Here is a 21,325-nt window from a genome sequence, read left to right as displayed (position 1 = left end):
TCAGCCTCCGGTCACGGTGGGGAAGAACGCCACTTCGTCGCCGTCGGCCAGGGGTTCGGCCAACTGGCACAACTCCTCGTTGCGCGCGCACATCAGGTTCAGCTCCCCCAGCACCGGGGCGCCCACGCCCTGTAGCAGGTGCTGGCGCACATCCTCGACGGTACGGAACTCGCCGTCGACCTGGGTCTCGTCCAGACCGATGGCCTCGCGATAGCGGGCGAAAAACTTCACCTTGATCTTCATGCCGGCTCCGCCTGGTAGTGGCCGCTCTTGCCGCCGAGTTTTTCCAGCACTCGCACGCCCTCGATGGTCATGCCCCGGTCCACCGCCTTGCACATGTCGTAGATCGTCAGCGCGGCGACGCTGGCGGCGGTCAGCGCTTCCATCTCCACCCCGGTCTGCCCCGAGAGCTTGCAGCGCGCCACGATGTGCACGCTGTCCTCGCCTTCGGCGCGCAGTTCGACCTTGACGCTGGTGAGCATCAACGGATGGCACAGGGGAATCAGGTCGCTGGTCTTCTTCGCCGCCTGGATCCCGGCGATCCGCGCCACGGCGAACACATCGCCCTTGGGATGACCGCCGCTGACGATCATCTGCAAGGTTTGCGGGAGCATGCGCACCCGGGCTTCGGCCGTCGCTTCGCGAAACGTCACGGCCTTGTCGGTGACGTCGACCATATTGGCGCGCCCTTGGGAATCGAGATGAGTCAGCACGGCGTTACTCCTGATCAGGTGGGGCGATTGTAAACCCGCAGGTCAGTTTTCCGCACGGGACAATCTGCCGCCGCCAGGGCCCTGCGGCCCGGAATCGACCCGACGAATGGCCCGCATCAGAACAGCGAATTGGAGCCGCTGCCGGCATCCGCGTACAAGGTCAGGCAACGACACACAGGAACTTCTTCATGGCCTTGCTCATCCCGATCCTGCTCAGCCTGCTCGCCGGTTTCGCCGTGCCCCTGCAGGCCGGAACCAACGCCCGGCTGGGCAGCCTGCTGGGGCATCCACTCTGGGCCACCGGCATCTCGCTGCTGGTGAGCCTGCTGGCCCTGGGCGTGCTGCTGCTGTTCATCAAGGTGCCTCGGCCCAACCTGCTGGCCGCCGCCCAGGGGCCCTGGTGGATATGGCTCGGGGGCCTGGCCGGAGTGCTCTACATCACCGTGGCGCTGCTGATGGCGCCACGCCTGGGAGCGCTCAACTTCATCATGGCGGTGATCATCGGCCAACTACTGATCTCGCTGATCATCGATTACTTCGGCCTGGTGGGCCTGCCGCAAAAGGACATCAGCCTGCAGAAGCTCTTCGGCGTGCTGGTGGTGATCGGCGGTTTCGTGATCACCGTCCGCGGCTGACGCCTCTCAGGGGCCGGCCACGCTGGCCAGGCGGATCTGCTCGCGCAACCAGGCATGGGCCGGGTCGTCACGGGAGCGCCCATGCCAGACCTGGACGAAATTGAACGCCGGCACCTGCATCGGCGGCGCCAGGCGCACCAGGCCATCCTCCAGCGCCAGCTCATCCAGGGTACGACTGGCCACCGTGAGGATCAGGTCGGTGCCACGGATCATCCCCGGTGCCGTGCCCCAATGGGGCACGCTGACCACGATCTGGCGCTGCAAACCCTTATCCCGCAGGCGATGATCGACTTCGCCGTTGAAACAGCCATCCATCGACACCTGCAAATGCGGCCGGGCCAGGTACTGCGCCAGGTCCAGGATGCCATCGGGGCCCAGGGTCGTGCGATCCAGCAGGCAGCTGAAGGTCTCCTCGAACAGCACCTCCTTGACCACCTCCTCCGACAGGTCGGGAAACACCCCCAGGGCCAGGTCCAGCTTGCCCTGCACCACTTGCTCGAACATCTCGTGGCGGCTGCCCTGGGTCACCACCACCCGCATCAGCGGAGCCTCCTGGCGCAGGCGCACCAGCAACCGGGGCAGCACGATCGCCGCGCCGTAGTCGGACATCGCCAGGTGGAAGATGCGCTGGGAAGCGGCCGGGTCGAAGTCGATGGACTTGCCCAGCAGGGTCTCGATCTGGCTGAGGATTTCCTTGAGCGGCGCTTGCAGACTGCGGGCCAGTGGGCTGAGCAACACATCGTTGCCCTGGCGGATCAGCAGCGGGTCGTCCAGGAGCGAGCGCAACTTGCCCAGGGAGTGGCTGATGGCCGGCTGGCTCAGGTGCAGGCGCTCGCCGGTGCGGGTCACGTGCTTCTCCGTCAGCAGTGCATCGAGCACCACCAACAGGTTCAGGTCGATATTACGCAGGGAAACAGTGGCCATCCGGGCGTTCCAGGTTCACGGCGGGAACGCAGGATACCCCAGGCCCCGCAGGCGAATGCAAAACGGGCGGCCCGAGGGCCGCCCGTGGCAGGTGTGGGAGGGAACTACAGGTGGCTTTCGGCGTATTCGGCCAGGATCGAGCGCGGCACCCCTTGCAGGGTGATGTGCACGCCGTTGGGGAAGTCCTTGAAGCGTTCGGTGAGGTAGGTCAGCCCGGAGCTGGTGGCCGACAGGTAAGGGGTATCGATCTGCGCCAGGTTGCCCAGGCACACTACTTTGGAACCGGCGCCGGCACGGGTGATGATGGTCTTCATCTGGTGCGGGGTGAGGTTCTGGCATTCGTCGATCAGGATCAGGCTCTGCTGGAAACTGCGACCGCGAATGTAGTTCAGGGATTTGAACTGCAACGGCACCTTGCTGAGGATGTAGTCGACGCTGCCATGGGTGCTCTCGTCATCCATGTGCAGGGCCTCGAGGTTGTCGGTGATCGCGCCGAGCCAGGGCTCCATCTTCTCCGCCTCGGTGCCCGGCAGGAAGCCGATTTCCTGGTCCAGACCCTGCACGCTGCGGGTGGCGATGATGCGCCGGTAGCGCTTGCTGACCATGGTCTGCTCGATCGCGGCGGCCAGGGCCAGGATGGTCTTGCCGGAGCCGGCGGCGCCGGACAGGTTGACCAGGTGGATGTCCGGATCGAGCAGCGCGTACAAGGCCAGGGCCTGGTAGATATCACGCGGCTTCAGGCCCCAGGCCTCCTGGTGCAGCAGGGGCTCCTGGTGCAGGTCGAGGATCAGCATCACACCATCGCGGATTTCCTTGACCCAGCCGACGAAGCCCTGCTCGTCGATGATGAACTCATTGATGTGCACCACCGGCAGCTCGTCGTTCAACGGCACCTGGTGCCAGGTACGGCCGTGATCCTGGCGGGTCTCGACCTTGCTCACCCGGTCCCAGAACGAACCGCTCATGTTGTGGAAGCCGTTGGGCAACAGCTCCACGTCGTCCACCAGCTGGTCGGTGCTGTAGTCCTCGGCGGCGATCCCGCAGGCCCGCGCCTTGAGGCGCATGTTGATGTCCTTGGTCACGAGCACCACGGACAAGTCCTTGTTGCGCGCGTGCAGGTCGACCAACTGGTTGATGATGATGTTGTCGTTGAGGTTGTCCGGCAGCAGGCTGTTGGGCTCGTTGCGCTTGCTCATCAGGATCGACAGCAAGCCCTTTGGATCACCCTTGCCACGCTGGATCGGCACTCCCAGCTCGACATCCTCGGGCGAGGCCTCGCCCAGGGTCTTGTCGATCAGCCGAATCGCCTGGCGGCACTCGGCGGCCACGCTGTGATGCCCGCTCTTGAGCTTGTCCAGCTCCTCCAGGACGGTCATCGGGATCACGACATGGTGTTCTTCGAAATTCAGCAGGGCGTTGGGATCGTGAATCAATACATTGGTATCGAGTACGTAAAGGATTGGCTGGTTGGAGGAAGGGCTGCGTCCGCGGTCATCCATACTCGGTCACCTTATGTGGGAGCCAGTCGACGCCATACCATCGGGTATCGCGCCTCGAAGGACCACCGAAATCCACCCATCCGGGTTGGAGGTGAGCCGCACACAAGGAGTCTTGGGAGACGCCACCTGTGTTGCAGGTTTCGGCGGTCTGAGTCCGTAATACTCCAAAAAGCGTGACAGGAAAAAGCACTTTGAAGCTTTTTTGATGTTTATTTTTCAGAGTGACGAATAGCCCTTGGCGAGCGGCCCGGGCGCCGCTAAAGTCGGAAGTCCGCCTGCCTCGAAATCCCTTGCGGATTTGCCCTTTTCCCCTGGTTTTCCTGCCCTTGTCCCGTATTTACGGGCATTTGGCGTTTTTCAACGAAACGCATCCTGGCAGTCTTCCCAGCCGATCCCGCTTTGCGCGGTCTGTTCCAGCAACCAGGGCAGGCTGGCCTTGACCCCATCCTGCTTGGCATTGAAGGCAATCACCCCACGGCGCCACAACAGCATCAGGGTCAGTACCCGCTGGCGGCTGTCTTCGGCCTTGAGCTTGCCCGGGCCGTCCTGGGCATCGATGTCCCACAACGCGACCTGCATGCCCTGGGCATTGAAGAAGCCCTGGGCATCGGCCCGGCGCTGGCCCATGGGCGGGCGGAACAGCGGCACGTAGTTTTCCGGCAGTTTGCCCTTGACCAGGTCGGCACTGCGCTGGATCGAGTACTGCCAATCCTGCCAGTGGCTATGGGAACGGAATTCCCAGCCCTGGACCCCGACGCACTGCTGCGAATACAGCGCTTGCAGGCTAGCGACCGAAGCCTTGTCGAGACGGCCCTGGATATCGTTGCCCAGGACGAAGAAGGTGCCGTTGAGGTTGGACTTGCGCAGGTATTCGGTGAGCCAGGCGGTGTTGTCCGGCGCCAGGTTGGCGGCGCTATCGAAGGTCAGGAGGAACATCCGGTCGTGGAGTTCGTCGCCATTGCGCTCGTAGTCGCCCAGGCGCAAGACCTCGCTGCTGGTCTGCGGGGTCAGGGCGGCCTTGCGCAGCAACTCGTCCAGGTAGCGCTCATGGAAGGTCCGGCTCGGCTCACCCCAACGGGCGTAATAGGAGTCCTCGCCCAGCTGGAACTTGCCGGCCTGCTTGCGCAGTTGCTGCATGTTCTCCACCAGAAAACAGAAGGACGCATCCTGGTCGCAGCTCTGCTGGGCGAAGTCGTAGTTCTCCAAAAGGCGCTTCCACAGTTGCTCGCGCAGGCTGCCGATGGCTTCCATGTTGATCACCCGCAAGCCCAGGCGCTGCTTCAGGGACGCTTCGTCCCAGGCTTCGCTGACCAGCAAGGCCCGGGCGAAACCAAGGATCTCGGCCCGCGAGGCGACGTCGAACAGGGTCGGGCTGTCGAGTTTTTCCGGCCAGGTGCTGCGGTCCAGGGTCGCCACATCATTGGGCGCCGCCAGCGCACCGAAGCTGAATAACCAGGCCGAGAAGAACAACGCGATACGCAAGGGGAAACCTCCAGAACAGAACCCGCGCGGCACTATAGCCGATCTGCCAGGCTGCCAAGGCATCCCTGTGGCGCGGGAGCTTGCTCCCGCTGGAGCGCAGCGCTCCCGGCGAGTCGCGGTATTACTGACGGATCTGTAGTGGGGCCACCTCGCTCGCCACATCCACCCGCCATCGCCACAGCCCCGAAGCCACCATGCGTCAGCTATTGCCTCGATAGGTGGAGTCCGGCGGCCCGAGCCCCTAGAATCCCCCGACGCTTAAAGGAGACGCCCCATGCTGATGGTGATTTCACCCGCCAAGACCCTCGACTACGAGACCCCGCCGGTAACCCAGCGCTTTACCCAGCCGCAGTACCTCGACCACTCCCAGGAGCTGATCCAGCAATTGCGGGAACTGACCCCGGCGCAGATCAGCGAGCTGATGCACGTATCCGACAAGATCGGCGGCCTCAACGCCGCGCGCTTCGGCAGCTGGACCCCGGCCTTCACCCCCGCCAACGCCAAGCAGGCCCTGCTGGCATTCAAGGGCGATGTCTATACCGGGCTCGATGCCCAGACCCTTGGCGAGGCGGATTTCGACTACGCCCAGCAGCACCTGCGCATGCTCTCCGGCCTCTATGGCCTGCTGCGCCCCCTGGACCTGATGCAGCCCTATCGCCTGGAAATGGGCACCAAGCTGGCCAACGCCCGGGGCAAGGACCTGTATGCGTTCTGGGGCACTCGCATCAGCGAATGGCTCAACGAAGCCCTGGCCGAGCAAGGCGACGACCTGCTGCTCAACCTGGCATCCAACGAGTACTTCTCGGCGGTCAAGCGTACGGCTCTCAAGGCGCGGATCATCAACACCGAGTTCAAGGACCTGAAGAACGGCCAGTACAAGATCATCAGCTTCTACGCCAAGAAGGCCCGGGGCCTGATGAGCCGCTTCGTGATCCAGGAGCGCATCAACGACCCGGCCCAGCTCAAGCAGTTCGACGTCCAGGGCTATCGTTTCAGCGCCGAACAATCCAAGTCCGACAACCTGGTATTCCTGCGCGACCACGCACCGGAATAACGCGTTCCCCTGCCGCGCTCGTTTTCATGGCGAGCGCGCCAGAATGTGAGCACCTGCACATTCTTTCCATCCCACCAAGTCATTTTTTTGGCGTCATAAAACTTTCATCTATTTCCATGACTTTTCTTTCACTCGACAAGAGTGATTTTTTTCAGTAGTGGCACCACTTTTTTTATTCGGTAGTGGCACAAAAATATCCCACCGCTTTAACTCCCCAGAACTAAAGGGCCAAACCCTTAGTGCTATCAAATTGCGAGCAGTGCCATCTTTCTCGATATTTCAGGAAATTTCAGAAAACAGGATGAGCGGGCAGGAACTATGCCTCCAGAGACTGCTCATACCACCGGTAACGATTCTCAACGACGCTGTACGAGATGACTTACACGGACACCCTGAAAACTAAGAAAGTTACAAAACCGCTTACAGCAGCATAACGACAACTTGAACTAACGGAATAACAACAGGAGATAACAGTCCCAACTATCCCCTAACAAGCCAAGGAACAGCTGGCCTTCAAGGCCTCCCAGCAAGCAATTGGAGAGCACGAATCACGTGGCATCCAGCCACCCACCGGAACGCGGGTGGTTTTTCGGGAGTCCTGCAGCAGGAGCCGCCGGCAACATTCAAGGGCAAATCGAAACAACAAGGACCGGTTGCGCACAACTTGAGTGCATTTATTAAGTCACTCGGAACTTAGTCTGCCTGCACAGGATATTACGGCATTTTTCGCCGTACTTCCCAGTGCACAACTACAGCTGGCAAACATTAACTCCGGCCATCTAATGGCGTGAATAACACAGAGGTAAATGCGATGCGCATCAGCATATTTGGTTTGGGTTACGTCGGTGCAGTCTGTGCCGGTTGCCTCTCCGCTCGGGGCCATGAAGTGGTTGGCGTAGATATCTCCAAAGACAAGATCGACCTGATCAACGCCGGCAAGTCACCGATCGTCGAACCGGGTCTGGGTGAACTTCTGGAACAGGGAATCCGCACGGCCCGCCTGCGCGGCACCACCAACTTCGCCGAAGCCATCCGCGATACCGAGCTGTCGATGATCTGCGTCGGTACCCCGAGCAAGAAGAACGGCGACCTGGAACTGGACTACATCGAATCGGTATGCCGCGAAATCGGTTTCGTCCTGCGCGACAAGACCACCCGCCATACCGTGGTGGTGCGCAGCACCGTCTTGCCGGGCACGGTGAAGAACGTGGTGATCCCGATCCTCGAAGACTGCTCGGGCAAGAAGGCCGGCGTCGACTTCGGCGTCGCGGTCAACCCCGAGTTCCTGCGCGAGAGCACCGCGATCAAGGACTACGACTTCCCGCCCATGACCGTCATCGGCCAGCTCGACCAGGCCTCCGGCGATGTGCTGCAAGCGCTCTACGAAGAACTCGACGCGCCGATCATCCGCAAGGACATCGAAGTCGCCGAGATGATCAAGTACACCTGCAACGTCTGGCACGCGACCAAGGTCACCTTCGCCAACGAGATCGGCAACATCGCCAAGGCGGTGGGCGTCGATGGCCGCGAAGTGATGAACGTGGTCTGCCAGGACAAGACCCTCAACCTGTCCCAGTACTACATGCGCCCGGGCTTCGCCTTCGGCGGCTCCTGCCTGCCCAAGGATGTGCGCGCCCTGACCTACCGCGCCGGCGCCCTGGACGTGCAGGCGCCACTGCTCAACTCGCTGATGCGCAGCAACGAATCCCAGGTGCAGAACGCCTTCGACATCGTTTCCAGCCACGACAAGCGCAAGGTCGCCCTGCTCGGCTTGAGCTTCAAGGCCGGCACCGACGACCTGCGGGAAAGCCCGCTGGTGGAGTTGGCGGAAATGCTCATCGGCAAGGGCTTCGACCTGCGCATCTACGACAGCAACGTCGAGTACGCCAGGGTTCACGGCGCCAACAAGGACTACATCGAATCGAAGATCCCCCATGTCTCGTCCCTGCTCAACTCGGACTTCGACGCGGTGATCGACCATTCCGACGTGATCATCCTGGGCAACCGTGACGAGAAGTTCCGCACCCTGGTCGAGGACGTCCCCCACGGCAAGCAGGTCATCGACCTGGTGGGCTTCATGTCCAAGTCGACCTGCGCCCAGGGCCGTACCGAAGGCATTTGCTGGTAACGGCAGCGGCAAGCTCCGAGCTTCAAGCTGCAAGTGAGAGCACCGCGCTTGCAGCTTGCCGCTTGGAGCCTGCAACTGATTTTAGGACGTTGATTATGCACAGGCTAAAACACTGCCTGCTCCAGGCCACCGGTTGGCTGTTCTACCTGAGTCTGTTGATGGGGATGGCCCTGCTGCTGCCCGCCTCGACCTTCGACTCGCAATCCAAGGACTTCATCTTCCTGATCGGCGCCGTGGGCATCTGGCGCTACTCCATGGGCGCCACGCATTTCGTGCGCGGCATGCTGTTCCTCTACGTGGTCTACCCACACCTGCGGCGCAAGGTACGCAAGCTCGGCAAGGCGGCGGACCCGTCCCATGTGTACCTGATGGTCACCAGCTTTCGCATCGACGCGCTGACCACCGCCCAGGTCTACGGCTCGGTGATCCGCGAGGCCATCAACTGTGGTTTTCCCACCACCGTGGTCTGCTCGATCGTGGAGATGTCCGACGAGCTGTTGATCAAGAGCCTGTGGGCGCGGATGAACCCGCCCGAGCAGGTCAAGCTGGACTTCGTGCGCATTCCCGGCACCGGCAAGCGCGACGGCCTGGCCTTCGGCTTCCGCGCCATCTCCCGCCACCTGCCGGACGAACGTGCCGTGGTCGCGGTGATCGACGGCGACACCGTGCTGGCCGAAGGCGTGGTCCGCAAGACCGTGCCCTGGTTCCAGCTGTTCGGCAATGTCGGCGGCCTGACCACCAACGAATTCTGCGAAGTGCGCGGCGGCTACATCATGAGCGAGTGGCACAAGCTGCGCTTCGCCCAGCGGCACATCAACATGTGCTCCATGGCCCTGTCCAAGCGGGTGCTGACCATGACCGGGCGCATGTCGGTATTTCGCGCCACCGTGGTCACCGACCCGGACTTCATCGCCGACGTCGAGAGCGACTCCCTGCAGCACTGGCGCCTGGGCCGCTTCAAGTTCCTCACCGGCGACGACAAGTCCAGCTGGTTCAGCCTGATGCGCCTGGGCTACGACACTTTCTACGTGCCTGACGCGGCGATCAACACCGTGGAGCACCCGCCGGAAAAGAGCTTCATCAAGGCCAGCCGCAAGCTGATGTTCCGCTGGTACGGCAACAACCTGCGGCAGAACTCCCGGGCCCTGGGCCTGGGGGTCAAGCGCCTGGGCCTGTTCACCAGCGTGGTGCTGTTCGACCAGCGGGTATCGATGTGGACCTCGCTGCTGGGCCTGACGGTGGCCATCATCGCCAGCTTCAAGTACGGCACCGCGTTCATCCTCGCCTACCTGCTGTGGATCGGCATCACCCGGCTGATCCTGACCCTGCTGCTGTCCTGCTCGGGACACCGGATCGGCCCGGCCTATCCGCTGATCCTCTATTACAACCAGATCGTCGGGGCCCTGGTGAAGATCTACGTGTTCTTCCGCCTCGACCAGCAATCCTGGACCCGCCAGGACACCAAGCTGACCCGCGACCTCGCCAGTTTTCAACGTTGGTTCAACACCTGGTCGTCCCGGACCATGACCTTCTCGGCCGGCAGCGTATTCGTCGCCGTACTGCTGCTGATGGTCTGAACCGCCCTGCCTGAATGAACTAGGAAATCGACCCTATGAACACCGCAGTCAACGTCAACGTAGTGCATGAATCCGAAGCCCAGCGCCAGCACGCCCGGGTCAGGATCCCGGCCAAGCTGCGCTTCTTCGGCACCGAGGCCAAGCCCCTGGAAGTGCGGATCCACGACCTCTCCGCCGGTGGCCTGAGCTTCAACGCCGGGCAACAACTGCTGGCCGTGGGCAGCGTGCACAAGGGCCGCCTGCAATTCGTCATCGACAACCTCGGCCTGGCCATGGACGTGGAGCTGCAAGTGCGCTCCTTCGACCGCCAGAGCGGCCGCGTCGGCTGCCAGTTCCAGAACCTGGAACCCCAGGACATCGCCACCCTGCGCCACCTGATCACCTCGCACCTGGCCGGCGACATCGTCAGCATGGGCGACGTGCTCGCCACCCTGCAGCGCGACAACTTCACCAAGGCGCGCAAGACCAAGGACAACGGCAGCGGCATGAGCCCCCTGGGCCGCCTGCGGGCCGTGACCTTCAGTGCCGGGATCTTCATCGTCGGCCTGGCCGCCTTCGGCTTCATCCTCAAGTCGGTGTATGGCATGTACTTCGTCAGCCACGCCGAGGCCGGCCTGGTGAACGTGCCGGGGATGAACGTGACCATGCCGCGCGACGGCACCGTGCAAAGCCTGGTGCAGGCCAACGGCAACGTGGCCAAGGGCGCGCCCCTGGCCAGCTTCAGCACCAGCATGCTGGATGTGCTCAAGGGCCACCTGGACGAGAACCAGCTACAGCCGGCCAAAGTCGAGGAGCTGTTCGGCAAGCAGATGACCGGCACCCTGACCTCGCCCTGCGACTGCACCGTGGCCCAGCAGCTGGTGGCCGACGGTCAGTACGCCAGCAAGGGCGACGTGATCTACCAACTGGTGCCACGGGGCAGCCTGGCCACCGTCGAGGCGCGCTTCTCCTACCGTCAGTTCGGCGACGTGCGCCCGGGCACCAAGGTCAACCTGCAGATCGCCGGCGAAGACCAGGTGCGCACCGGCACCATCGTCAGCAGCACCAGCCTCAACGGCAACGACCTGTCTTCGGATATTCGCGTGCAGATCAAGCCCGACGCGCCCCTGGGCAGCGAGTTCGCCGGCCGCCCGGTGGAAGTCAGCAGCGACCGCGGGCCTTCGATGAACTGGCTGATCGACAAAGCCATGGCCGCGGGTCTGTAACCATGAACACGCCTACTCAACTCGCGGTGTTGCCTTTGGTGGCCGCCCTGGCCCTGGCCGGTTGCGCCGGCCTGCCGGACCAGCGCCTGGCCAACGAAGCCCTCAAGCGCGGCGACACCGCCCTGGCCCAGCAGAACTATCGCCAGCTGGCGGACCTGGGTTATAGCGAGGCGCAAGTGGGCCTGGCGGATATCCAGGTGGAGAGCCGCGACCCGGCGCAGATCAAGCAGGCCGAGGCCACCTACCGCGGCGCCGCCGATACCTCGCCACGGGCCCAGGCGCGCCTGGGCCGGTTGCTGGCGACCAAGCCCGGGGCCAGCGAAGCCGAACAGCACGAAGCCGAGGGCCTGCTGAAGAAGGCCTTCGCCAACGGCGAAGGCAACACCCTGATCCCCCTGGCGATGCTCTACCTGCAATATCCCCACAGCTTCCCCAACGTCGACGCCCAGCGGCAGATCGGCCAATGGCGCGCCGCCGGCTACCCCGAGGCCGGGCTGGCCCAGGTCCTGCTGTATCGGACCCAGGGCACCTACGACCAGCACCTGGACGAGGTTGAGAAGATCTGCAAGGCGTCCCTGAACAGCACCGACATCTGCTACGTCGAGCTGGCCACCGTCTACCAGAAACGCGGCCAGGCCGAGCAGCAAGCCGAGCTGGTCAAGCAACTGCAAGCCAGCCATGGCCGTGGCGCCGTCAGCGCCCAGCGGGTCGACAGCGTGGCCCGGGTCCTGGGCGACGCCAGCCTCGGCAAGCCCGACGAGAAAACCGCCCAGGCCCTGCTCGAGCAAGTGGCCCCGGTGTACCCGGCGTCCTGGGTCAGCCTGGCGCAACTGCTCTACGACTTCCCCGAACTGGGCGACGTCGAACAGATGATGAAGTACCTGGACAACGGCCGCGCCGCCGACCAGCCCCGCGCCGAACTGCTGCTGGGCAAGCTCTACTACGAGGGCAAGTGGGTGCCGGCCGATGCCAAGGTGGCCGAGCAACACTTCAAGCAAGCCCAGGGCCGCGAGGTCGCCGCCGACTACTACCTGGGCCAGATCTACCGCCGTGGCTACCTGGGCCAGGTGTATCCGCAAAAAGCCCTGGACCATCTGCTGACCGCCGCCCGCAACGGCCAGAACAGCGCCGACTTCGCCATTGCCCAGCTGTTTTCCCAGGGCCGCGGTACCCGCCCCGACCCGGTCAATGCCTACGTCTTCAGCCAGTTGGCCAAGGTCCAGGACACCCCCCAGGCCAATGAACTGGCCCAGCAACTCGATGAACAACTGCCCCCCGGCCAACGCGCCGAAGCCCAGCGCCTGCTGCAACAGGAACAGGCCGTGCGCGGCACCCTGGCCCAGAGCACGCTGCAACTGCAGGCCCTGCAGAAAGAAGACGGCGAGGAATCCCTATGAAACGCTCTACTCACCTTGTAGCCGCTGCCGCAGGCTGCGACCGCCAGGCCCCCTTGCGCCTGTCGAAACTGGGCATGGCCCTGGGCGTCGCCCTGGCCTGGTCGACACCCTCTTTCGCGGCACTGAGCGAAACCAAGAACTTCGGCCTGGAAGTGAAGATCACCGCGCAATCCGAGGACGACCGCGACCTGGGTACCCAGCGTGGCGGCGACGTCAACGGCATCGGCCTGGACCTGCGTCCCTGGGTCTATGGCGAAAGCGGCAACTGGAGCGCCTATGCCATGGGCCAGGCGGTGACCTCCACCGACGTGATCGAGACCGACACCCTGCAACAATCCAGCGACGATGCCAGCCAGCAGTCGGCCAACGACGACCGCAAGGCCAAGAAGAACTACCTGGCCCTGCGCGAATTCTGGGTCGGCTACAGCGGCTTCACCGCCTACCCCGGCGAGCAACTGAAGTTCGGCCGCCAGCGTTTGCGCAACGACGATGGCCAATGGCGCGACACCAACATCGAGGCGCTGAACTGGACCTTCGACACCACCCTGCTGCGGGCCAACCTGGGCCTGGCCGAGCGCTTCAGCGAATACCGCACCGACCTCAAGGAGCTGGCGCCCAAGGACAAGGACCGCCTGCACGCCTACGCCGACGTCGCCTACCAGTGGACGCCCGGCCAGTGGGTGGGCATTCGCGCCCACCATACCCACGATGACGGCAAGCTCGACTATGCCGAGCCCGGAGTCGCCAGCGACCCGCTGGACAAGAAGCAGAACGGCGACCTGACCTGGCTCGGCCTGGAGGCCAACAGCGACGCCTACAACTGGCGCAACACCAACACGGTCAACTACTGGGCCAGCCTCACCGGCATGCGCGGCGACCGCGACACGGTCAACCCGCTGAACGCCGACGGCAGCCGCCCGACCCAGGCCAAGCGTGGTGAAAACCTCAATGGCTGGGCCACCGACCTGGGCGTGCGCCTGCGCCTGGACCCGAACTGGCAAGTGGGCGCGGCCTATGCCCGGGCCAGCGCCGAGTACGAGCAGAACGGCCTGCAAAGCAACCGTTCCAACTACACCGGCACTCGCTCGCGGGTGCACCGCTTCGGCGAAGCCTTCCGAGGCGAAATGAACAACACCCAGACCGCCACCCTGTTCGGCTCCTGGCAGTTGCGCGAGGACTACGACGCCAGCCTGGTCTACCACAAGTTCTGGCGCGTGGACGGCAACAAGCCGGTGGGCAGCAATGGCATCAATGCCGTGCACAACGACTACGACGACACCACCGGCGCCCTGCTGGGCAGCACCTCGCTCCCCCTGCAAGACGGCAAGAAGGACCTTGGCCAGGAGATGGACCTGGTGGTCACCAAGTACTTCAAGCAAGGCCTGTTGCCGGCGGCCCTGAGCCAGTCGATCGACGAGCCCGCGGCCCTGGTGCGTTTTCGCGGGGGCGTGTTCAAGCCCGGCGACGCCTACGGCAAGGACGTCGACTCCTATATGCACCGCGCCTTCATCGACGTGATCTGGCGCTTCTGAGGCCAGCCATGAACGGAGTCCCCCAGATGCATCGCCATCCCCACACCCCGCTGCACAAAGGCTCCCTGGGCCTGCTGGCCGGTGCCCTGCTGCTGGCCAGCGGCACGGCCCTGGGCAACGTCGAGACGGCCAAGGCGCCGACCGTCGTCAAGGAGCTGCAACAGGCCAAGACCTACACCGTCAGCAGCGCCCCCACCGAACCGCTGGCCCTGGCCAAGCCAACCCTGCCCGACCTCTCCGGCTACACCGCCGAAGCCGTGGCGGCGAAGATCGTGCGCAGCAAGCCGGGCAAGATCAGCGTGCGGCGGATGATGCAGGAAGACGCCCTGAAGGACTTCATCGGCGGCGACAACAAGATGGCCGAATGGGTGGTGCGCCAGCACGGCATTCCCCAGGCGATCTTCGTCGACGATGGCTACGTCAACCTCAAGGACCTGGCAGGCAAGCTGCCCAAGCAGTACATCAGCGAAACCGCCCCAGGGGTCTACCTGGCCCGCCTGCCGATAGTGGTCGGGCGCCACGGCATCCTGGAGATCGACCAGCAGACCCGCGAGCTGCGCCTGTCCCAGGAAGCCGGCGCGTTCCTGGTCAACGATGGCCAGCTGTTCGTGCGCGATACCCAGGTCACCGGCTGGCGCGAGAAGGACAACGGCCCGGCGACCTTCCGCTCGGCCAAGGAATTTCGCCCCTTCCTGCTGGCCTGGGGCGGCACCCAGACCTACATCGCCAACAGCAAGATGGCGAGCTTCGGCTACGCCAATTCCAAGTCCTACGGGGTGAGCATTTCCCAGTACACGCCGAACATGGCCAAGGTGCTCAAGCGCCCCGAGCCCACCGGCTGGATCATCGGTTCTGCGTTCTCGGACATGTGGTACGGCTTCTATTGCTACGAGACCGAAGGCTTCGTGCTCAAGGGCAATACCTACCGCGACAACATCGTCTACGGCATCGACCCCCACGACCGTTCCCATGGCCTGATCATTGCCGAGAACACCGTCTACGGCACCCGGAAGAAGCACGGCATCATCATTTCCCGGGAGGTGAACGACAGCTTCATCTTCAACAACCGCAGCTACGACAACCACCTCTCGGGGCTGGTGATCGACCGTAACAGCATCAACAACCTGATCGCCTACAACGAGATCTACCGCAACCACACCGACGGCATCACCCTCTACGAGAGTGCCGACAACCTGATCTACGGCAACAAGGTAGTCAGCAACCGCCGCCACGGCATCCGCATCCGCAACAGCGTCAACATCCGCCTCTACGAGAACGTCGCCATGGCCAACGGCCTGACCGGGGTCTACGGCCACATCAAGGACCTGACCAACACCGACCGCGACATCAAGCTCGACCCGTTCGATGCCCAGGTCTCGCTGATCGTGGTCGGCGGCGAGCTGGCGGCCAACGGCAGCGGACCGATGTCCATCGACTCGCCCCTGAGCGTGGAGCTGTACCGGGTGTCGATGCTGGCACCGACCAAGAGCAGCGGCATCAGCTTCTCCGGCGTGCTGGGCGAGCGCCAGGACGAAATTCTCGACCTGCTGGTACGCCAGCGCAAAGCCGTATTGATCGACCCCGTCGAACGCCAGACCGAAATGCGCGATTGAGGATGACTTGCATGCACCCACACTTGATCAAATTCCTGGGCTTGTCGGCCCTCGCCGCGGGCATCCTCGCCGCCAGCGCCACGGCCCGGGCCGATGAGGTCGCCGCGCCGTCGTTCAAGGCCGAACCGTGCTGCAACCTGTGCCCGGCCGCCCACGATGCGAAGAACTACGTGACCCGCTACCAGCAGAACTTCACCACCCTGGTACAGGCCCAGGGCGACTGGCTGTTCCGTACCCAGGAAGATTTGCGTACCGAGTTCAACACCACACCCGAAGGCTATCGCCGTCTCAAGCAGTTGCACGAAGCCTTCAAGAGCAAGGGCGTGGAGCTGGTGGTGGTCTACCAGCCGACCCGCGGCCTGGTGAACCGCAACAAGCTCAACCCGGCGGACAAGGCCCGCTTCGACTACGACAAGGCCCTGGCCAACTACAAGGCCATGCTCGGGCGTTTCGCGCAGATGGGCTACGTGGTCCCGGACCTGTCGCCGCTGACCGACGAGCAATTGCCCGAGACCCTGCCGGCCCACGACTTCTACTTCCGTGGCGACCAGCACTGGACCCCCTACGGCGCCCAGCGCACGGCGCGGATCGTCGCCGACAAGGTCAAGCACTTGCCGGCGTTCGCCGACATTCCCCGGCGTGAGTTCGAGACCCACAAGTCCGGGCGCATGGGCAAGACCGGCACCCTGCACAACATGGCCGGGCAACTGTGCGGCACCAGCTATGCGATCCAGTACATGGACCAGTTCACCACCGAGCCCAAGGGCGAGGCCGGCGATGGCGATCTGTTCGGCGACTCCGGCAACCCGCAGATCACTCTGGTGGGCACCAGCCACAGCGGCAAGAACTACAACTTCGCCGGCTTCCTCGAGGAAGCCATCGGCGCCGACATTCTCAACGTCGCCTTCCCCGGCGGCGGCCTGGAAGGCTCGATGCTGCAATACCTGGGCAGCGAGGAGTTCCAGAAGAACCCGCCGAAGATCCTGATCTGGGAGTTCTCGCCGCTGTACCGCCTGGACCAGGAGACCATCTACCGGCAGATGATGGCGCTGCTGGACAACGGCTGCGAAGGCAAGCCGGCGCAGATGAGCGCCAGCACCACCTTGAAGCCCGGCAAGAACGAACTGCTGGTCAACAGCCAGAACAAGGACCTGCGCAACAGCGCCCACCAGGTGGACATCCGCTTCGCCGACACCTCGGTGAAAACCCTGCAGGCCACCCTCTGGTACATGAACGGCCGGCACGAGGACATCAAGATCGAAAAACCGGAGACATCCGACACCGACGGGCGCTTCGCCTTCGAACTGCGTACCGACGAGGACTGGGCCGCACAAAACCTGCTGGCGGTGGAAATCCAGGGCCCCGAGGCCGGCACCGCCGGGCAGAAGGTCGAAGCGAAAATCTGCAAACGCAACGTGTTCCCGAGCGCCGAGCAACGCACCGCGCAGATCGGGCAGTGAGGTTATCCATGCAAAGCACACGCGTGACACAACTACTGATACCGGGCCTGCTGGGCCTGGCGATGGTCGCCGGCAGTGCCCAGGCCGCCGCGCCGCTGCGCCCGCCCCAGGGCTACTACGCCCCGGTAGACAAGTTCAAGACCAGCGACAACAGCGACGGCTGCGATGCGATGCCGGCCCCCTACACCGGCGCCCTGCAGTTTCGCAGCAAGTACGAAGGCTCGGACAAGGCGCGCGCGACCCTCAACGTGCAATCGCAGCAGGCCTTCCATGACAGCACCGCGGACATCACCAAGATCGAGCGCGGCACCAGCAAGCAGGTCATGCAGTTCATGCGCGATGGTCGTCCGCAACAGCTGGACTGCACCCTGAACTGGCTCAGTGCCTGGGCCCAGGCCGACGCGCTGATGTCCAGGGACTTCAACCACACCGGCAAGTCCATGCGCAAATGGGCCCTGGGCAGCATGGCCTCGGCCTACCTGCGGCTGAAGTTCTCCGACTCTCATCCCCTGGCCACTCACCAGGAGCAGGCGCAGAAGATCGAGGCCTGGTTCGGCAAGATGGCCGACCAGGTGGTCAGCGACTGGGACAACCTGCCCCTGGACAAGACCAACAACCATTCCTACTGGGCCGCCTGGTCGGTGATGGCCACCGCCGTGGCCACCAACCGCCGCGACCTGTTCGACTGGGCCGTCAAGGAATACAAGGTCGGCGCAGGCCAGGTCGACGCCGATGGCTACCTGCCCAACGAACTCAAGCGCCAGCAACGGGCCCTGGCCTACCACAACTACGCCCTGCCGCCGCTGGCGATGATCGCCAGCTTCGCCCAGGTCAACGGCGTCGATCTGCGCCAGGAAAACAACGGCGCGCTCAAGCGCCTGGGCGAGCGGGTGCTGGCCGGGGTCAAGGACCCGGACACCTTCGAGCGCAAGAACGGCAAGCAGCAGGACATGACCGATCTCAAGGTCGACGCGAAATTCGCCTGGCTCGAGCCCTTCTGCAGCCTCTACACCTGCGCCCCGGATGTGCTGGAACGCAAGCACCAGATGCAGCCGTTCAAGACCTTCCGGCTGGGCGGTGACCTGACCAAGGTCTACGACCCGGCCTTCGAGAAGGGCAAGAAGGGCTCGTGATACCTGGACCTCAAGACGCAATACCTGTAGCCGCTGCCGAACTCCAGCGAGGCTGCGCCAAGGCTCGAAGAGCCTTCCAGGGCCCTCAAGAGCGGCGCCCCGGCAGCGGCTACAGGGCGAGATGAATGCAATACGCCTCCCATGGTTTTCCACGGGGGGGTTTGGGGGGGCTGCGGCCCCTGACTATTGGTTAAACATGGAGAGCTCGGGATGGTTTTCTCATCCAATGTGTTCCTGTTCCTGTTCTTGCCGGTGTTCCTCGGCTTGTACTACTTGAGCGGGCAACGCTATCGCAACCTGTTGCTGCTGATCGCCAGCTACGTGTTCTACGCCTGGTGGCGGGTGGACTTCCTCGCGCTGTTCGCCGCGGTCACCTTGTGGAACTACTGGATCGGCCTGAAGGTCGGCGCCGACGGCGTCAGGACCAAGCCCGCCCAGCGCTGGCTGCTGTTGGGAGTGGCGGTGGACCTGTGCATCCTCGGCTACTTCAAGTACGCCAACTTCGGCGTCGAGAGCCTCAACGCGATCATGACCTCCATGGGCCTGGAGCCGTTCATCCTGACCCACGTGCTGTTGCCGATCGGTATCTCGTTCTACATCTTCGAGTCCATCAGCTACATCATCGACGTCTATCGCGGCGACACCCCGGCGACCCGCAACCTGATCGACTTCGCGGCGTTCGTGGCGATCTTCCCGCACCTGATCGCCGGCCCCGTATTGCGCTTTCGCGACCTGGCGGACCAGTTCAACCATCGCACCCACACCCTGGACAAGTTCTCCGAAGGCTGCACGCGCTTCATGCAGGGCTTCATCAAGAAGGTGTTCATCGCCGACACCCTGGCGGTGGTCGCCGACCATTGCTTCGCCCTGCAACACCCCACCACGGGTGACGCCTGGCTGGGCGCCCTGGCCTACACCGCGCAGCTGTACTTCGACTTCTCCGGCTACAGCGACATGGCCATCGGCCTGGGGTTGATGATGGGCTTTCGCTTCATGGAGAACTTCAAGCAGCCCTACATCAGCCAGTCGATCACCGAGTTCTGGCGGCGCTGGCACATCAGCCTGTCCACCTGGCTGCGCGACTACCTGTACATCACCCTGGGCGGCAATCGCAAAGGCACCCTGATCACCTATCGCAACCTGTTCTTGACCATGCTCCTGGGCGGCCTGTGGCACGGCGCCAACTTCACCTACATCGTCTGGGGCGCCTGGCACGGCATGTGGTTGGCCATCGAGAAGGCCCTGGGCATCAACACCAGCCCACGCAGCCTCAACCCGATCCGCTGGGCCCTGACCTTCCTGCTGGTGGTGATGGGCTGGGTGATCTTCCGCGCCGAGAACCTGCACGTGGCCGGGCGCATGTACGGCGCCATGTTCAGCTTCGGCGACTGGTCGCTGTCGGAACTCAACCGCGCCAGCCTCACCGGCCTGCAAGTGGCGACCCTGGTCGTGGCCTACCTGACCCTGGCGTTCTTCGGCCTGCGCGACCTGTATCGCAACCCAGCACCGGCCAAAAGCAAGCCCGAAGCCGGCCCGGTCCTGGACACCCAGGCCGATGGCCCGGCCACCGCCCAACCTGGCCTGATCAAGGCAGCACCCGGCGACAACCCCGGCAGCATCCACCAGCCGGGCTACATCGTCGGCCGCGAGGCCCAGGTGCAGCCGGCCTACTGGAGCGCCGACTGGTCGCGCTATGCCATGCGCGCCCTGGTGCTGCTGCTGTTCATCGCCTCGATTCTCAAACTCTCGGCGCAAAGCTTTTCGCCGTTCCTGTACTTCCAGTTCTGAGGAGGCCGCTCATGACCCGCTCATTACGCCTGTTCTACGTCGCACTGTTCCTGGTGACCCTGCTGGTCCTGGGTCTGTGGTCGGCGCGCAGCTTCTTCGGCTTCAGCACCAACAGTGACGCCACCGTGCTCAACGGGCGCTGGACCAAGGCGGTGGAAACCCACTACGACGACCAGTTCCCGATCAAGCGCCTGGGTACCAACCTCTGGGCCGCGCTGGACTTCAAGCTGTTCAACGAGGGTCGTCCCGGGGTGATCCTCGGCCGCGACCAGTGGCTGTACAGCGATGAAGAATTCCATCCGGTGGTCAACGAGGAACTCAACCTGCAGGGCAACTACGCCCTGGTCGAGGGTGTGCGCCAGACCTTGAAGCAGCACGGGGTGAAACTGGTGATGGCGATCGTCCCGGCCAAGGTGCGGTTGTATCCGGAACACCTGGACACCGTGCGCCCGGCGCGCATCCACGCCAACCTCTACCAGGACTTCCATGCCCGGGTGGCCGCCGACAAGATCCTCGCCCCCGACCTGCTGGGGCCCCTGCAACAGGCCAAGCAACAGGGCCAGCCAGTGTTCCTGCGCACCGACACCCACTGGACGCCGGCCGGCGCCGAAGTCGTCGCCCACCAACTGGCCCAGGCCATCGCCGCCAAGACTCCGCTCAGTGGCCAGCCACAACGCTTCGTCACCCAGACTCAGGAGACCGTCAAGCACAAGGGCGACCTGCGGCGTTTCCTGCCCCTGGACCCGTTGTTCGAGAACCTGATGCCGGCCCAGGAGCCCCTGCAAAAACGCGAGACCCACGCCGCTGGGGAACAGGCCGGCGCCACAGACAACCTGTTCGCCGACCACGAAGTGCCCGTGACCCTGGTGGGCACCAGCTACAGCGCCAACCCCAACTGGAACTTTGTCGGCGCCCTCAAGCAGGCCCTGCACAGCGACGTGCTGAGCTACGCCGAGGACGGCCACGGCCCGATCCTGCCGATGCTCAGCTACCTCAAAAGCGACGATTTCAAGAACCACCCGCCCCAGGTGCTGATCTGGGAATTCCCTGAACGCTACCTGCCGGTGAACAACGAAATTGGCGACGCCGACCCGCAGTGGGTCGCAGAGCTCAAGCAAACCGGTGCCCGCCAACAAACTGTGGCACTGAACAAATCCGAGACGCCCGACCGGGCACAAAACTGAA

17 protein-coding genes are annotated in these 21,325 nt (G+C 63.7%); 12 read left to right on the top strand and 5 right to left on the bottom strand.

Features of this window, described 5'->3' with window-relative positions; all coding sequences use genetic code 11:
- Together C4K40_RS05285 and moaC are read right to left on the bottom strand one after the other, a co-directional pair.
- A complete protein-coding gene (locus C4K40_RS05285) occupies positions 1–243 on the bottom strand; it encodes a MoaD/ThiS family protein (protein WP_022642447.1) in 243 nt (80 codons plus the stop codon).
- Complete coding sequence (gene moaC, locus C4K40_RS05280) at positions 240–713, bottom strand: cyclic pyranopterin monophosphate synthase MoaC (protein WP_022642446.1); 474 nt, start codon at positions 711–713, stop codon at positions 240–242. Before moaC ends, C4K40_RS05285 begins: the two co-directional genes overlap by 4 nt.
- A 188-nt stretch (positions 714–901) precedes the next feature.
- Here moaC and C4K40_RS05275 point away from each other — a divergent pair, with 188 nt between their 5' ends.
- The gene (locus C4K40_RS05275; RefSeq protein WP_022642445.1) at positions 902–1,348 is read left to right on the top strand and encodes a DMT family transporter; all 447 of its coding nucleotides are present in this window, start codon (positions 902–904) and stop codon (positions 1,346–1,348) included.
- Positions 1,349–1,354: 6 nt separating this feature from the next.
- Here the strand turns inward: C4K40_RS05275 and C4K40_RS05270 are convergent, their stop codons facing one another.
- The 3 genes from C4K40_RS05270 to C4K40_RS05260 form a co-directional block, all read right to left on the bottom strand.
- Complete coding sequence (locus C4K40_RS05270) at positions 1,355–2,272, bottom strand: LysR family transcriptional regulator (protein WP_053134279.1); 918 nt, start codon at positions 2,270–2,272, stop codon at positions 1,355–1,357.
- A 104-nt stretch (positions 2,273–2,376) separates the two neighbouring features.
- Positions 2,377–3,771 (bottom strand): PhoH family protein, encoded by a 1,395-nt coding sequence (locus tag C4K40_RS05265; protein ID WP_022642443.1) that lies wholly within the window; start codon positions 3,769–3,771, stop codon positions 2,377–2,379.
- A 357-nt stretch (positions 3,772–4,128) separates the two neighbouring features.
- Positions 4,129–5,253: a polysaccharide deacetylase family protein gene (locus C4K40_RS05260; protein ID WP_022642442.1), complete on the bottom strand. Its 1,125-nt coding sequence runs from the start codon at positions 5,251–5,253 to the stop codon at positions 4,129–4,131.
- A 274-nt stretch (positions 5,254–5,527) separates the two neighbouring features.
- Here C4K40_RS05260 and yaaA point away from each other — a divergent pair, with 274 nt between their 5' ends.
- From yaaA to C4K40_RS05205, 11 genes are all read left to right on the top strand, one after another.
- Positions 5,528–6,307, top strand: coding sequence for a peroxide stress protein YaaA (yaaA, locus tag C4K40_RS05255; protein ID WP_053134276.1), 780 nt, complete (start codon positions 5,528–5,530; stop codon positions 6,305–6,307).
- An 811-nt stretch (positions 6,308–7,118) separates the two neighbouring features.
- Entirely contained in the window at positions 7,119–8,435 is a 1,317-nt protein-coding gene (locus C4K40_RS05250) for a nucleotide sugar dehydrogenase (RefSeq protein ID WP_022642440.1), read from the top strand.
- 95 nt (positions 8,436–8,530) lie between these two features.
- Entirely contained in the window at positions 8,531–10,012 is a 1,482-nt protein-coding gene (alg8, locus tag C4K40_RS05245; protein ID WP_053134273.1) for a mannuronan synthase, read from the top strand.
- A 35-nt stretch (positions 10,013–10,047) separates the two neighbouring features.
- Positions 10,048–11,217 carry an alginate biosynthesis protein Alg44 gene (locus C4K40_RS05240; protein ID WP_022642438.1) on the top strand — a complete coding sequence of 390 codons (1,170 nt, stop codon included), beginning with the start codon at positions 10,048–10,050 and terminating at the stop codon, positions 11,215–11,217.
- 2 nt (positions 11,218–11,219) lie between these two features.
- On the top strand, positions 11,220–12,614 hold the full coding sequence (gene algK / locus C4K40_RS05235; protein ID WP_053134269.1) for an alginate biosynthesis TPR repeat lipoprotein AlgK: 1,395 nt from the start codon (positions 11,220–11,222) through the stop codon (positions 12,612–12,614).
- Between the two features lie 74 nt (positions 12,615–12,688).
- On the top strand, positions 12,689–14,146 hold the full coding sequence (locus tag C4K40_RS05230) for an alginate export family protein (RefSeq protein ID WP_256224161.1): 1,458 nt from the start codon (positions 12,689–12,691) through the stop codon (positions 14,144–14,146).
- A gap of 26 nt (positions 14,147–14,172) precedes the next feature.
- Entirely contained in the window at positions 14,173–15,759 is a 1,587-nt protein-coding gene (gene algG / locus C4K40_RS05225; protein WP_053134265.1) for a mannuronan 5-epimerase AlgG, read from the top strand.
- An 11-nt stretch (positions 15,760–15,770) separates the two neighbouring features.
- Positions 15,771–17,219 carry an alginate O-acetyltransferase gene (locus tag C4K40_RS05220; protein WP_022642434.1) on the top strand — a complete coding sequence of 483 codons (1,449 nt, stop codon included), beginning with the start codon at positions 15,771–15,773 and terminating at the stop codon, positions 17,217–17,219.
- Between the two features lie 8 nt (positions 17,220–17,227).
- Positions 17,228–18,352, top strand: coding sequence for a mannuronate-specific alginate lyase (locus C4K40_RS05215; protein ID WP_053134263.1), 1,125 nt, complete (start codon positions 17,228–17,230; stop codon positions 18,350–18,352).
- Between the two features lie 210 nt (positions 18,353–18,562).
- Positions 18,563–20,140, top strand: a complete 1,578-nt coding sequence (locus C4K40_RS05210) for an MBOAT family protein (protein WP_053134260.1) — start codon at positions 18,563–18,565, stop codon at positions 20,138–20,140.
- 11 nt (positions 20,141–20,151) lie between these two features.
- Positions 20,152–21,324 carry an alginate O-acetyltransferase gene (locus C4K40_RS05205; RefSeq protein WP_053134258.1) on the top strand — a complete coding sequence of 391 codons (1,173 nt, stop codon included), beginning with the start codon at positions 20,152–20,154 and terminating at the stop codon, positions 21,322–21,324.
- The last annotated feature ends 1 nt before the right edge of the window (position 21,325 follow it).

The sequence above is a fragment of the Pseudomonas sp. CMR5c genome, assembly GCF_003850545.1.
In the GTDB taxonomy this organism is placed as follows: domain Bacteria; phylum Pseudomonadota; class Gammaproteobacteria; order Pseudomonadales; family Pseudomonadaceae; genus Aquipseudomonas; species Aquipseudomonas piscis.
This window is presented reverse-complemented; position numbering and strand designations above follow the sequence as displayed.

Excerpts from the sequence above, each read along its gene's own strand:
- C4K40_RS05285 (WP_022642447.1), bottom strand. The coding sequence starts at position 243 with ATGAAGATCAAGGTGAAGTTTTTCGCCCGCTATCGCGAGGCCATCGGT.
- C4K40_RS05275 (WP_022642445.1), top strand. The coding sequence starts at position 902 with ATGGCCTTGCTCATCCCGATCCTGCTCAGCCTGCTCGCCGGTTTCGCC.
- C4K40_RS05270 (WP_053134279.1), bottom strand. The coding sequence starts at position 2,272 with ATGGCCACTGTTTCCCTGCGTAATATCGACCTGAACCTGTTGGTGGTG.
- C4K40_RS05265 (WP_022642443.1), bottom strand. The coding sequence starts at position 3,771 with ATGGATGACCGCGGACGCAGCCCTTCCTCCAACCAGCCAATCCTTTAC.
- yaaA (WP_053134276.1), top strand. The coding sequence starts at position 5,528 with ATGCTGATGGTGATTTCACCCGCCAAGACCCTCGACTACGAGACCCCG.
- C4K40_RS05250 (WP_022642440.1), top strand. The coding sequence starts at position 7,119 with ATGCGCATCAGCATATTTGGTTTGGGTTACGTCGGTGCAGTCTGTGCC.
- alg8 (WP_053134273.1), top strand. The coding sequence starts at position 8,531 with ATGCACAGGCTAAAACACTGCCTGCTCCAGGCCACCGGTTGGCTGTTC.
- C4K40_RS05240 (WP_022642438.1), top strand. The coding sequence starts at position 10,048 with ATGAACACCGCAGTCAACGTCAACGTAGTGCATGAATCCGAAGCCCAG.
- algK (WP_053134269.1), top strand. The coding sequence starts at position 11,220 with ATGAACACGCCTACTCAACTCGCGGTGTTGCCTTTGGTGGCCGCCCTG.
- C4K40_RS05230 (WP_256224161.1), top strand. The coding sequence starts at position 12,689 with ATGGCCCTGGGCGTCGCCCTGGCCTGGTCGACACCCTCTTTCGCGGCA.
- algG (WP_053134265.1), top strand. The coding sequence starts at position 14,173 with ATGCATCGCCATCCCCACACCCCGCTGCACAAAGGCTCCCTGGGCCTG.
- C4K40_RS05220 (WP_022642434.1), top strand. The coding sequence starts at position 15,771 with ATGCACCCACACTTGATCAAATTCCTGGGCTTGTCGGCCCTCGCCGCG.
- C4K40_RS05215 (WP_053134263.1), top strand. The coding sequence starts at position 17,228 with ATGCAAAGCACACGCGTGACACAACTACTGATACCGGGCCTGCTGGGC.
- C4K40_RS05210 (WP_053134260.1), top strand. The coding sequence starts at position 18,563 with ATGGTTTTCTCATCCAATGTGTTCCTGTTCCTGTTCTTGCCGGTGTTC.
- C4K40_RS05205 (WP_053134258.1), top strand. The coding sequence starts at position 20,152 with ATGACCCGCTCATTACGCCTGTTCTACGTCGCACTGTTCCTGGTGACC.